Source organism: Lactobacillus sp. WILCCON 0058, from assembly GCF_057198005.1.
Window position 1 is genome coordinate 37,541 of record NZ_JBUBHM010000001.1, and the last position, 13,078, is coordinate 50,618.

Sequence of the window (13,078 nt, forward strand, 5' to 3'; positions counted from 1 at the left end):
CTCTGTGGCAATTAGAGCTTTGTTTGTTTCTAAAATTAATTCGCGGTCCGGCTTACTTCACGTTGGCAGCCTTGATGTAACGGCCGACGTTGATCCGGTAGTAAGTCTTGCCAGCAATCTTCCGCTTGCCGCCGTAAGTGAAGACTTGCTTGCCCTTCTTCAAGGTAGCAACTGACTTCACCCGCTTGCCCTTGCTGTTGTAAGTCCAAGCATTGTGAACCAGCTTGCGGGCAGTACCGTCAACGTTGTTAGCCTTGATGTACTGGTTGGTCCCGATCTTGTAGTAGTTGCTGCTGCCGATCTTGACGATCCCGCCGATCACGTAAACGTAAGTGTACGCGCTCTTGTAAGCACCGGTTCTCTTGCCGGCGGAAGTGTAGACGTAAGACTTAGACATGATCTTCTTCTTAGTCTTGCTTACAGGTGCTTGACTGGCTGGCGTCTTAGATGAGCTGGAGCTTGATGAAGAACTGGATGATGAGCTTGAGCTGATTGACAGAGGCAGAACTGAGATGTTCCCGTCAACGTTCAGACCCTTCCAGTTTTCAGTGAACTGCCAGATGATGACCCCGTTCATTGACGGGAAGTATGAAAAGTCTGGCGCGTCGATCCGGCCTGAGCTGGTGTAGTAGGCTACCCACAGTGAGTTAGGGTAGCTTGCCGTAACCGTGCTCGTGTTGACCGCGTTGTTCAAAAGGTAAGAACCAGAGTAGAGCAATGGCTGGTAGCCGGCGGCCTTGATCTTCTTCATAAAGGCCATGATGGCGCTGGTGTTGGCACTCTTGCTCCCGCTGGTTGAGTTGCCGCTGCTGGTTTCCCAGTCACAAGCCAGGTATGAGCCTGCTGGCAGGCTGACAGCCTTGGCGCTGGCGATAGCGTAGTCCGCTTCGCTCTTGGCTCTGGATGAGCTGGAACCGAAGTTGGCGAAGTGGTAGGCCATTGGCAACAGGTTGTTGGCCTTGGCGCTGGCTACTTGTGCCTTGGCGTTTGGATTCCGGTAGCTGGTGCCTTCGCTGACTTTGACAATGACGAACTGGGCGCCCGCCTTGCTGTACTTGGTCGTGCTGGTTGGCTGGTAGCTTGACACGTCGACCCCATAAGAACGGCTGCTGGCGCTGGTCGTGCTGGCCTGTGCCAGGCCGGCAAAGCTCATGCTGACAGCTGCCGTCAATGTGGAGACTAATGCAAGCAGTTTAAGGTGTTTAAGCTTCATGTAAGGTACTCCCATTAAAAAATTGTGTTGGCTTCAAATGCTCAAAATAAGTGGTTTATTTTGCAACAATTCTCATTATATAACTGTAATGTTACAAAACCTTGACACAGACTTTTCTAATTTTTAAATAATGTTACAGCTTTTTGGTACTGAAAAGGCTTCACTTTAAGCAGATCGTTTGAGCTTGTCCGCCTGTTTATGTAAAATACCCTTTGTCGTTGTCATGAACCAGCAATATAGATAAGGAAGCGATAGGAAATGCAGATCAGAAAAGCAGAACTGAAAGATTTTGACCAAGTGATGGCGATCCTGCAGGACGGGCGCAACCAGTTGGCGGAAAGCGGGATTGACCAGTGGCAGTGGGACTACCCGAACCCTGACCACGTCCGCGAGGACATCGAGAACGGCTACGCTTACTTGGCCAAGGCCGACGATGGGGAAACCGTCGGGACTTTGACCATCATTCCAGCGCCGGACCACGCTTACGACCAGTTGGACGGCCACTGGCAAGTCGACACGAATGACTACGTCACTGTTCACCGGGTAGCTATCCACTCCGACCATACCGGCCACGGCTATGCCTCACAGCTCTACCAGGCCGTGATCAATTACTTTACCAGCGGCTTCAATGACGTCAAGTCCGTCAGAGTCGACACCCATGAGGACAACCTGCCGATGCAGCACTTGATCGAAAAGAGCGGCTTCAAGCGGGTGGGCACCCTGCACGGGGTCTACCGGGAAAGTGAAATCAGCTACGTCTACGAATTAGTCACGGCTTAAATTATACTTACTAAGTAATAAGTAAACAATATAAGCAAACAGTTTAAAAATAATAGTTGTTTTGAAATTCGTAAGGAAAAGATCATAATTCCATCACAACTATCTTGTATATTAGATTCGTAGCTTGAGGTTGTGGAGAGCCGCAAGTTGCAACATCCAAATTTCTTTTATTTTTCTTTCCTCAATGTAACATTGCATTGAATTTTATACATACACAACACATTCCTAACCAAAGTCAGCTGCTCTTCTAAGCAACTGGCTTTTCTTGTGCTCTGAAAATGAAAACGTGCGTGTTATACTAGTTATTACCAGATTAGAAAAAAGTCAGCACGAATTGCTTTCATATTTTTTAAGCAAGCATATAATAGAGCTTACTGAGCAACAAGGAGGGGCCAAAAGTGAAATCAGTCTTGATCAGTCAAGATCTATCCTGCGTTGGTCAAGTCTCGCTGGCGGTCGCCTTGCCCGTGTTAGGGGCCAGCGGCCTGCAGACCGCGGCTTTGCCAACGGCAATTTTGTCTACGCATACGGGCGGATTCGGGGAGAACACCTTCCTGGACCTGTCGGCCAGTCTGCCAGATATTTGGGCGCACTGGGACAAGGAAAATATCTCTTTTGACGCCATCTATTTGGGCTACCTGGGCCAGGCAGCCAGCCGGGTCTGGGAGAAGGGGCTGGAAGAATACAGCCGGCAGGGGAAACTGATCTTGCTGGACCCGGCCATGGCTGACCACGGCCGTCTCTACCGCGGCTTTGATGACAGCTATGTTGTCCAGATGCAGCGGCTGGCCCGGCAGGCAACGATTTTGACGCCGAACTTGACTGAAGCCTTGCTGCTCTTGAATGAGCCGGTCGACTTTACTGAGGTTGACAGCCACCGGGCCTGCGTGATTACCCAGCGCCTGGCCCAGAAGTTTGCCCTGTCCCAGGTGGTTTTGACCGGGGTGCCCCTGGCCGACAACCGGATTGGGGTTTACGGGCTCAGCCGGGGCGGCCGGGTTTGGGAAAGAACCCAGGACCGGATTCCGCGTAGCTATTTTGGTACCGGGGACCTTTTTGCCAGCTGCCTCTTGGCCGGCCTGCTTCACGGGCTGGACTTGGAGCAGGCGGCTGGCGTGGCCGGAGACTTCGTGGCCAAGGCAATCCTGGCGACTGATTTGGACCAGGACCAGCGCTTCGGCCCTAATTACGCGGCGGCCCTGCCTTGGCTCTTGCGGCAGTTGCAAAATTAGTGCATTGATCATCTATTTTTAGGAGGAGAAGAAAAATGCGCGATGAACAGAATTCTTTAAGAGCAGTCGTGATGACCGGCTTGTTCGCGGCCATGATTTATATCGGCATCTGGGTCCTGCGGATCCCGCTGCCGGCAGTCGTGGGCCGGCCTTTCATCCACTTCGGCAACACCTTGACGGCCGTGGCAATTCTCTACCTGGGCTTCCGCAATGGGGCCTTGGCGGGGATCATCGGCCTGGGCGGCTTTGACATTCTCAACGGCTACGCGGCTACCAGCTGGCTGACCATGCTGGAAGTCGTAGTCGTGGCTGCCGTTTTGTCAGCTGTCTACAAGGGCATGAAGTACAACGACAGCAAGAAGAACATCATTATTTTGGCGGTCATCGCCGGGGTAACCAAGATTTTTACCTCTTACGCGACGACGGTCGTGGAGGCCTTGATGGCCGGGACGGCTTTGCAGCCGGCCCTGGTAGCGGCCTTCTTGAGCCTGCTGGCCACGGTAATCAACTCCTGTTCAACCGCGGTTTGCACGCCAATTCTCTACTTTGCATTGAAAGATATTACCGTCCGCGTCATGAAGCGGGCACACTAAAAGGCTTCCCGGCTGGGAAGCCTTTTTAATTGCCAAAAAGCTGGTCGGCGATTTTGGCCGGCAGGGGATCAGGCAGGACCAGGTCCAGGCCAACCGCGCTCTTGCCCTTGAGCTTAACCTCGCGGACCGTGGCAGGATCAATTTTTGCCGAGCCCAGGTAGTAAAACTTCGGGCCGTAGGCATCAGCCCGCTTGACGAAGACTGGAATCCGGGTGACTTGCTGGCCGGATTCCGTGCCCCGCAAGAGCTGCTGGACTTCCGGAGAAGACAGGTGGCGGGGAGTTCTGGTGTACCAGGCCAGGCGCTGGCCGCGGGCTTGGTTGTCGTAGCGGGCGTTTCTTTGCTCCTGGTCAGTTTTTTGATAAGTGATAAAGACCGGGCAGACGTCACCGGTCAGCCGGTAGCCGTACATGGGCCGGCTGACATCTAGCGGCCAGTTGAGCAGGCGGCAGACCTCCTTGCGGTCGTAAGCCGCGTAAAGGGTGAAGTCTTGCGCTGGGTCTTTTTCTTTGGCGAGGAATAAGCCGGTTTTGACCGCGTCTTTAAAAAGGCGAAGGAAGTCCGGACTGCCTTGGACAATTTTGGAGTTTAAAGACCAGCAGCCGTCTTTTAAGCAGGCGACAGGCTCGCCGCCGTACTTGGCTTTTTGGGTAGTCGAACCGCTTTTGACATCATAAAAGTCCAAGGACAGGATGGCTGCTAGAGATTTTTCCAAGGCGGGTGAGTCGTAGGCCCCGTATTTTTGCAAAAGAGCTTGGAAATCAGTTTGCCTGATTTTGCCTTTTTGCAAAAGAACCTGCAAAAGCAAAAGCTCATGCGGCCGTTGACCCGGGGTCAGTTCCTTGGTAACGAAGGAGAGAAGCTGGCTTTCGTAAGAGGACAGCTGGCAGGGCTGACCCATTTTGGCCAGGAAGGCCCCGTAGTGGGGCAGGGACTTGCTGTCCAGCCAGAGGCGGGGCGAGACTTGGCCTTTTTTGGCAAAATCCAGCAAAAGGGGCGGCCGGCCTAGCTGCTGGGCAAGGTCACCGTAGGCTTCTCGCAGCTGCTTGAGTGAGTCCAGCTTGACCTTGTCCAGGGAGGCTAGGATCTCCTGGCTGGCGATCCGGCTGAAGTTGATGGTGGACAGGCCGGCAAAGCTGACGGTTTGCAGCTGGTATTTCAGCTGGTCGCGGGAGAGCTTTTTCCCGGCTAAGGCCAGGGGAATCAAATAGTTGTTTTGGTAGTTGCCGATGAAGTCCAGGACGGTGACGAAGTCTTGGCCCGGGTAGAGGCGCAGGCCCCGGCCCAGCTGCTGGATGAAGACCGTGGCTGACTGGGTGGCCCGGAGCATGACGATTTGGTTGAGGGCGGGAATGTCCACGCCTTCGTTGAAGAGGTCGACCGTTACCAAGTAGTGAAGGCGGCCGTTTTCCAGGTCCTTGACCGCCTGCCGGCGGACAGCTGGAGAATCCAGGTTGGTCAAGGCCTGGGCTGGCTGGCCCTGGTTCGTGAAAGCTTCTGCCAATTGCCGGGCTTCTTCCTGCCGGCTGCAGAAGACCAGGCCGCAGGGGCGGGGACCGCTATAGCCGTAGTAGTCCAGTTCTTTAAGCAGGTAATTGGCCCGCTCTTTTGTGCCCAGCCAGCGGAGGTCGCTGAAGTCATCAGAAGTCTGGCCGTCAATTTCGTAGTCGCGGATGCCGATATAGTGGAAGGGCGTGAGCATTTTGCTTTCCAGGGCATCGGCCAGGCGGATCTCGTAGGCTAAATTGTAGTCAAAGAGAGCAAAAATATCCTGCTGATCCATCCGCTCCGGCGTGGCCGTCAGGCCCAGGCAAAAGACCGGGCTGAAGTGGCTGAGGACTTTTTGATAGCTGGGGGCGGCGGACCGGTGGGCTTCATCGATCAAGATGTAGTCATAAAAATCAGCAGCCTGACTGGCCAGGAACTGGTCCTGGGAAACGGTCTGGATGGTCGCGAAGGTGTAGCGGGCCTGCTGGTGGCTGGTCCCAGTCAAAAGGGCGAAGTCGCTGTCCTTGCCGCCGATGACTTTTTTGAAGGTCTCCAGGGCCTTGCGGGCAATCTCTTCCCGGTGGACCAGGTAGAGGAAGCGGCGGGGGGCAAAGTCTTTGACCGCTAAAGCCGCCAGGTAGGTCTTGCCTGTCCCGGTAGCGGAAACCACCAGGGCCCGGCGGGTGCCGCTTTTGACTATGGCTTGGAGATTTTTTAGGGCGGCTGCCTGCATCTGGTTGGGAACGATCTTTTCTTGTTTCACGTGTAACACAGGCTTGGCTGGTGGCTGCCAGCTTTTTTCATAGTCGGCCAGCCAGAGGCGGGTCAAGGGCTGGCTTTTGGCCATCAAGTCTGCTAAAGCCGCGGCTAGTTGCTGGGTCAAAGCCGAATCGTTTTGAGAGTCGACCTTGAGGCACCATTCCTGGTTGGCCAGAAGGGCGGATCGGGTGAAGTTGGCGCTGCCGATGACGGCGGTCTGCCAGTCCCCGTGGTCAAAAAGATAGCCCTTGGCGTGGAAGGGGCCGTCTACGATCCGGACTTGTAGATTTGGAATTTTTAAGAGTTCGGCGAAAACCCGGGGCTGGTTGAAGGCCAGGTAGGTCCCGGTGATGATGGTGCCCTGGACTCCGCTGGCTTGCAGGTCTTCCATAACCAGTTTGAAAGCTGGCAGCATGTCGGCGGTAATGAAGGCCACGGTCCAAGTGAATGACTGGCAGGTCAGCAGCTGCCGGCGCAGGGTTTGCCAGATGTTTTCTTGCTGATTGCTGACGAGCCGGGGCGGGCTCAAAGGGGAAAGTTCCATGGAATCGACCTCACTGTGGAAAGATTTTTTACCATCATAACATACGCTGGCAGCAGGGCAGATAGGAAAAGAACTATGTTACATGTGAAACAATCAGCGCTATAATAATAGTGAAAATAATAAAAGCTTTTTTACAGAGGAGTGAACAATGAAAGCGAAGGAAATCCGGGCTTTGGCCCGGGAAAACTTGAAGCAGATCCCGAAGAAGGTCTATATGCCGATGGGTCTGCTGCTGATTGTGGCAAATATCATACCGAATGTCGTTGACCAGGCGACCGATTCCAAGTCGGGAGCCGGAGCCAATATCATCTTTTTCCTTTTGGAAATCGCGGCCGCGCTGTTGACGGCTAACGGCTACATCTTCTTTGACCGCTGGCGGAATAAGATCCAAAAGGGCGGGGAAGAGCCGAATGCCTGGTGCGGCTTGACCGGCCAGCACATTGCTCGCTTGCTCATTTATGGGGTGATTGAAGCCTTGATCATCGGGACCGGGACCGTGGCAATCGCGGCCGCGGTAGTTGGGTCAGCCATTCCGCAAGTGCCGGTGGTGGCAGGCATCATTCTTTTGATCTTGCTGGTCGTTTTGCTGGTCTGGATCGAGCTGCGGCTGACCTATGTTGTCTACGTGATCGACGAAGACGTCCAGGCCGGGCAGAAGCGGTCAGTCTGGGCGGAAATCGGCGTTGGCTGGAAGCTGACCAAGGGCCGGGTCTGGAAGCTGCTCTGTTTGAACCTGTCCTTCTTGGGCTGGTACATTTTAACCGCCTTTACTCTGGGAATTTTGGGGATCTGGCTGATGCCATACTATAATTTGGCAATCGCGGAAACTTATGAGCTGAGCAAGGATGAGAAATATTAATATAGTTAGGACTGACTCAAAGACGCGCTATGGCGCGTCTTTTTTTACGGGCGGGGAAGAATAGCTTATAATTTTTATAGAAAGGACGTGAGGCAGATGGAACAAGCCCTATATATCAGCGAGGTGCACATGGACCTGAACGAGTACACCAGGATGGCCATGAAGGTGACGGAAAAAAGCCGGCGGCGGATCATCATGATCGCGGAAGCAATCTGGATCGCGGCCGGAGCGGTGGCTTTCGCCTTGAAACAGTACGACTTCACGGTCATGTTTGCCCTGGTGATTGCTTTTTACCCAGCGGCAATCGTCTACCTCTATAAGCGGCGGTTGAAGAAAATCTACGCGGGCATGCCGGCCATCAAGGATGACTACGTGCGCTACGAATTTTACCCGGACCACTTTTTGATTTTGACCAACCGGGGGGACGGGGAATACCGCTATGACCAGATCACCCGCTATATTGAAACTGACGAGGAAATCATCATGATGCCGGCTTCAGACCAAGGCATGCTGCTCTTGAAGAAGAACTGCAGCCCGGAACTGATCGATTTTTTGCGGGAGAAATGCCAGCAATAGTTTCACGTGTAACATGGCAAAAGTGGCAAATCCCGGAAAAAGCTGTTAAGATTAAGAAAACAGGCTTTTTAAAAAGGAGCTGGTAAGAAATGAAATTTTCCCATAAATTGAGCGACGCGGTCCACCTGCTGGCCTATATCGAGATTTTTCCCGATGGCGACCTGTCCAGCCGGGCGATCGCAAGCAGTATCGTGACCAATCCCAGCATGGTGCGGAGCCTGATGATGGACCTGCGCAAGGCAGGGCTGTTGAAGACCAAGCAGGGGAGTGCTGAGCCGGAATTGGCCAAGCAGCCGGAAGAAATCAGCCTCTATGATATTTTCGCGGCAGTCGACATGGATCACCACTTGCTGCACGTTGATGAAGACACGGAGCAGAAGTGCCCAGTTGGCGGCAACATTCAAGGGCCGCTGGCCAAGGCCTACGCGGAAGTGGAAGAGGCAGCTTTTGCCAAGATGCGGGAGATCAGCCTGCAGGAAATCGTCAAGCAGATAAAAGAAGAAGGGCAACTTGCCTAATTACGTCAGCGAAAGCTGGCGTTTTTTTATGGGAAAAGGTGTTGACTTTAAAAATACACGTGCTAGAATAATTGTAGATTTAAAAATAACAAGTAAACAAAACAGAGAAAAAAGAAAACTAACGGAGGCAATTATGAAGTACGCTATTTCAGCGGCTACTGGCAACTTTGGCCAGACCGCGGTCAAGAAGCTGGTCGAAGCAGTTGGGGCAGAAAATGTAGTGGCGATCGTCCGCGATGAAGAAAAGGGCAAGAAGCTTTTCCCGGGCGTGGAAATCCGCCAGGCCGACTACGGCGATGAAACAGCTGTAGAAAAGGCTTTGGACGGCGTGGACAAGTTTCTCTTCATTTCTTCTCAGCCAGGCGGGGCAGTAACTAGAGCTGACCAGCACAAGAACGTGGTAGAAGCTGCTAAGAAAGCCGGCGTTGGCTATGTGGCTTACACCAGCTTCCCGAAGGCCAGCGAAAGCGACAACTGGCTGGCAGCTGACCACAAGCTGACGGAAAAGCTGCTTAAGGAGAGCGGGATCAAGCACTCTTTCCTGCGCGACAACTGGTACTTGGAAAACGATCTGTCATTCCTGGCTCCAGGTCCAGCCAACCGTCTTTACTGGGCAAATAATTTTGCCGGCTGGGCACTGGAAAGAGAATACGCGGAAGCAGCGGTCAAGGTTTTGACTAGTGACGATCCAAAGGAAGTTTATGAATTTGCCGGCCCAAAACGGAGCTACGAGGATTTGGCAGCGGCTTTGAACGCGGCAACTGGTGAAGACACTGCAGCTAAGCAGGTCAGCCAGGACGAATACGTGCAGGTCTTGGAAGGCGTGGGCCTGGATCATGACACGGCGGCAATGTACGCCAGCTTCCAGCAGCCAATTGATGATGGCTCATTGACTGAAGAAAGCAGCGACCTGGAAGAAGTTCTGGGTGGCTTGACTCCACTGGACCAGGCAATCAAGGAACTTTTGGCAAAGTAGCTTTGGCGGGGTGCTTTTTCTGAAAAAGCAGGTATAATGTAGGAAAAGTTACTTGTTTTTGAAAAAAGGAGCAGAACAATGCCATTTGTACACATTGAACTCTTGGCTGGCCGTACGCCAGAACAACTGGAAAAGATGATGAAGGACGTGACCCGGGTGATCTCAGAAGACACTGGCGCGCCAAAGGAACACATCTCTGTTATTGTCAGCGAACTTGGCAAGCAGCAGCTGGCTCAAGGCGGCGAATGGAGAGAACCACAAGCCTAAGAATTTGGACTCACCCAGAGCGGGTGGGTCTTTTTTTCGGGAAAATAACAGGTGGGAAATAATGTGCAAAGTGAATCAAGAGAGGAAAAAGGCTAGAGAAACAAAAGGTGAGGGGACTTTTTTAGAAGAAAAAATCTTAGTAAAATTAGTATAAGAACTGACTGAACTCGGTATAAGTTTTGTGATAAGATAATAGATGAAAAGTGAGTAGAAAACAGCGACTGAGGCGAAAGCGGAAGATAAAACGCAACACAGCACAGCGAAGCCAGCACTGACAAGGAAGGGTCAGGGCTGGCTTTTGTTTTCGGAAAGAAAAGAGGGCTGGCGGCTGCTGCGCTGCCGATTTTCCATTACGACTAAATCGTAATAAACAAGAAATCGCGCCAGACCGGCCTTTTAGCGCTGCCGGCTGCAAAAAAAGTTCGAGACACAGATAATGTGTCTCGAACGGAGGTAGTAAAAATGATTACCAGTATCAAACTTTTGGAAGCCAACCAGATCCTGGCCCAGGTCTTGGACAGCGAGAGGGGCAGTGAGATCAACGTCAAGAAGTTCTGCAAGCTGGCTGCCTGCTCCCGGCCAACCTTTTATGCCCACTATGGCAGCATGCGGCAGCTCAGCGCAGAATTGCTATTAAAGAAGCTGGACCAGCATTTGTACTTTGCAAGCGGTGATTACGCCAGCGGCTTAAAGAGACTATTGACCTATATGGAAAAAGACCGCTGTTTCATTTTGAACTTGGTGGCCTTGATTGATGCGGAGAAGGGGAAAGCCAAGGGTAAAGAGTTTGCGGCCCGTTTTCCACGGAAAGTAGAATGGCTGCTGCGAAAGAAGACAGTTTGCTACGTTGATGCCCATTCCTTAAGCGGGGACTATTCGATTAAGACTCTGAATAATGCAGCTCACATTATCTATGCGATCCTGTACGAGTGGCTGGCTGAAGGACTGCATCTAAGCGCGCGGGATGTTTATGACCGCTGCCAATTGGCAATTGAGATTGTCGAAGAACAGACAAATAAGAAAGCGCTTTTGTAATTTGGAAAAGAAAAAGCAAAAAACTTTTAGAAAAAATATCAGCCAAAAAATCACCTTTTTCCGAACAAAGAAAACAGAAAGAAAGCAAAAATGCCAACTACACTTGATATTGCCGAACGAGATCAGGCTCCACCTTATCACAACTCTGCCGGGTGTTCATAATGTAAACCGGATGAAAAGCTTGATTTGACCTTTCAAAAATAACGAGTATACTAATATTTGTTGCCGCGTGAGACAGGAAGTTCTCGCGGAGGCAAAAAAGAAAATATCGAAAACTTGTTGACAAGAATCAAACAAGCGAGTAAGATATAAAACGTTGCGTCACTTGACGCAAGTTGGTACTTTGAAAACTGAACAAAGTTTCGCAGTGTGCGGGTCAAACATTGTTTGATCCAAACAAATAAGCGAAGTCAATTCGCAAGCAAATAATCTGGAGCAGATTAAAAAGGCTCAATTTTCAAATTGAGAGTTTGATCCTGGCTCAGGACGAACGCTGGCGGCGTGCCTAATACATGCAAGTCGAGCGAGCTGAATTCAAAGATTCCTTCGGGATGATTTGTTGGACGCTAGCGGCGGATGGGTGAGTAACACGTGGGCAATCTGCCCTAAAGACTGGGATACCACTTGGAAACAGGTGCTAATACCGGATAACAACATGAATCGCATGATTCAAGTTTGAAAGGCGGCTTTTAGCTGTCACTTTAGGATGAGCCCGCGGCGCATTAGCTAGTTGGTGGGGTAAAGGCCTACCAAGGCAATGATGCGTAGCCGAGTTGAGAGACTGATCGGCCACATTGGGACTGAGACACGGCCCAAACTCCTACGGGAGGCAGCAGTAGGGAATCTTCCACAATGGACGCAAGTCTGATGGAGCAACGCCGCGTGAGTGAAGAAGGTTTTCGGATCGTAAAGCTCTGTTGTTGGTGAAGAAGGATAGAGGCAGTAACTGGTCTTTATTTGACGGTAATCAACCAGAAAGTCACGGCTAACTACGTGCCAGCAGCCGCGGTAATACGTAGGTGGCAAGCGTTGTCCGGATTTATTGGGCGTAAAGCGAGCGCAGGCGGAATGATAAGTCTGATGTGAAAGCCCACGGCTCAACCGTGGAACTGCATCGGAAACTGTCATTCTTGAGTGCAGAAGAGGAGAGTGGAACTCCATGTGTAGCGGTGGAATGCGTAGATATATGGAAGAACACCAGTGGCGAAGGCGGCTCTCTGGTCTGCAACTGACGCTGAGGCTCGAAAGCATGGGTAGCGAACAGGATTAGATACCCTGGTAGTCCATGCCGTAAACGATGAGCGCTAGGTGTTGGGGACTTTCCGGTTCTCAGTGCCGCAGCAAACGCATTAAGCGCTCCGCCTGGGGAGTACGACCGCAAGGTTGAAACTCAAAGGAATTGACGGGGGCCCGCACAAGCGGTGGAGCATGTGGTTTAATTCGAAGCAACGCGAAGAACCTTACCAGGTCTTGACATCCTGTGCAAAACTTAGAGATAAGTCTTTCCCTTCGGGGACGCAGAGACAGGTGGTGCATGGCTGTCGTCAGCTCGTGTCGTGAGATGTTGGGTTAAGTCCCGCAACGAGCGCAACCCTTGTCTTTAGTTGCCATCATTAAGTTGGGCACTCTAGAGAGACTGCCGGTGACAAACCGGAGGAAGGTGGGGATGACGTCAAGTCATCATGCCCCTTATGACCTGGGCTACACACGTGCTACAATGGGCAGTACAACGAGAAGCGAACCTGTGAAGGCAAGCGGATCTCTTAAAGCTGTTCTCAGTTCGGACTGCAGGCTGCAACTCGCCTGCACGAAGCTGGAATCGCTAGTAATCGCGGATCAGCACGCCGCGGTGAATACGTTCCCGGGCCTTGTACACACCGCCCGTCACACCATGGAAGTCTGCAATGCCCAAAGTCGGTGGGATAACCTTTTAGGAGTCAGCCGCCTAAGGCAGGGCAGATGACTGGGGTGAAGTCGTAACAAGGTAGCCGTAGGAGAACCTGCGGCTGGATCACCTCCTTTCTAAGGAAAGACACACAATCAGAGAGTGGGAACACTAATAGACGATTGTGAGTTACGGAAGCACACTGCAAGAAACTTTGTTCAGTTTTGAGAGTATCAACTCTCACTTGTACGTTGAAAACTGAATATCTTAATTCCAAGAAAAAACCGAGAATCATTGAGATCAATGAAAACATTGCAAAGCGACCTAGAGAGTTCGAAAGAACAAAACTTGCA

General features: G+C 51.8%; 10 protein-coding genes, 1 rRNA gene and 1 pseudogene. 10 read left to right on the forward strand and 2 right to left on the reverse strand.

Going from position 1 to position 13,078, the window contains the following annotated elements:
• Positions 1-52 precede the first annotated feature (52 nt).
• Positions 53-1,213, reverse strand: coding sequence for an SLAP domain-containing protein (locus tag ACYVUU_RS00200; protein WP_484499344.1), 1,161 nt, complete (start codon positions 1,211-1,213; stop codon positions 53-55).
• A gap of 258 nt (positions 1,214-1,471) precedes the next feature.
• Between ACYVUU_RS00200 and ACYVUU_RS00205 the strand changes: the two genes are divergently transcribed.
• The 3 genes from ACYVUU_RS00205 to ACYVUU_RS00215 all read left to right on the forward strand — a co-directional run bounded on the left by ACYVUU_RS00205 (position 1,472) and on the right by ACYVUU_RS00215 (position 3,818).
• Positions 1,472-1,993, forward strand: a complete 522-nt coding sequence (locus ACYVUU_RS00205) for a GNAT family N-acetyltransferase (protein WP_484499607.1) — start codon at positions 1,472-1,474, stop codon at positions 1,991-1,993.
• Between the two features lie 398 nt (positions 1,994-2,391).
• Positions 2,392-3,225, forward strand: a complete 834-nt coding sequence (locus tag ACYVUU_RS00210; RefSeq protein WP_484499342.1) for a pyridoxamine kinase — start codon at positions 2,392-2,394, stop codon at positions 3,223-3,225.
• Between the two features lie 35 nt (positions 3,226-3,260).
• Positions 3,261-3,818 carry an ECF transporter S component gene (locus tag ACYVUU_RS00215; RefSeq protein WP_439775045.1) on the forward strand — a complete coding sequence of 186 codons (558 nt, stop codon included), beginning with the start codon at positions 3,261-3,263 and terminating at the stop codon, positions 3,816-3,818.
• Between the two features lie 25 nt (positions 3,819-3,843).
• On the opposite strand, the gene ACYVUU_RS00220 is transcribed toward ACYVUU_RS00215, so the two are convergent.
• Positions 3,844-6,609 (reverse strand): DEAD/DEAH box helicase, encoded by a 2,766-nt coding sequence (locus ACYVUU_RS00220; protein WP_484499608.1) that lies wholly within the window; start codon positions 6,607-6,609, stop codon positions 3,844-3,846.
• A 148-nt stretch (positions 6,610-6,757) separates the two neighbouring features.
• On the opposite strand from ACYVUU_RS00220, the gene ACYVUU_RS00225 reads away from it, so the two are divergent.
• From ACYVUU_RS00225 to ACYVUU_RS00255, 7 genes and pseudogenes are all read left to right on the forward strand, one after another.
• Positions 6,758-7,468: a DUF975 family protein gene (locus ACYVUU_RS00225; protein WP_439775738.1), complete on the forward strand. Its 711-nt coding sequence runs from the start codon at positions 6,758-6,760 to the stop codon at positions 7,466-7,468.
• A 96-nt stretch (positions 7,469-7,564) separates the two neighbouring features.
• Entirely contained in the window at positions 7,565-8,044 is a 480-nt protein-coding gene (locus ACYVUU_RS00230) for a YcxB family protein (RefSeq protein ID WP_439775737.1), read from the forward strand.
• A gap of 89 nt (positions 8,045-8,133) precedes the next feature.
• On the forward strand, positions 8,134-8,562 hold the full coding sequence (locus tag ACYVUU_RS00235) for an Rrf2 family transcriptional regulator (RefSeq protein ID WP_439775736.1): 429 nt from the start codon (positions 8,134-8,136) through the stop codon (positions 8,560-8,562).
• Positions 8,563-8,695: 133 nt separating this feature from the next.
• Complete coding sequence (locus ACYVUU_RS00240; protein ID WP_484499339.1) at positions 8,696-9,538, forward strand: NAD(P)H-binding protein; 843 nt, start codon at positions 8,696-8,698, stop codon at positions 9,536-9,538.
• A gap of 75 nt (positions 9,539-9,613) precedes the next feature.
• Positions 9,614-9,805: pseudogene (locus ACYVUU_RS00245) on the forward strand (2-hydroxymuconate tautomerase); the annotation flags it as partial.
• Between the two features lie 462 nt (positions 9,806-10,267).
• Positions 10,268-10,840: a hypothetical protein gene (locus ACYVUU_RS00250; protein WP_439775734.1), complete on the forward strand. Its 573-nt coding sequence runs from the start codon at positions 10,268-10,270 to the stop codon at positions 10,838-10,840.
• Between the two features lie 458 nt (positions 10,841-11,298).
• Positions 11,299-12,862 (forward strand): 16S ribosomal RNA (locus ACYVUU_RS00255).
• Positions 12,863-13,078: the final 216 nt, after the last annotated feature.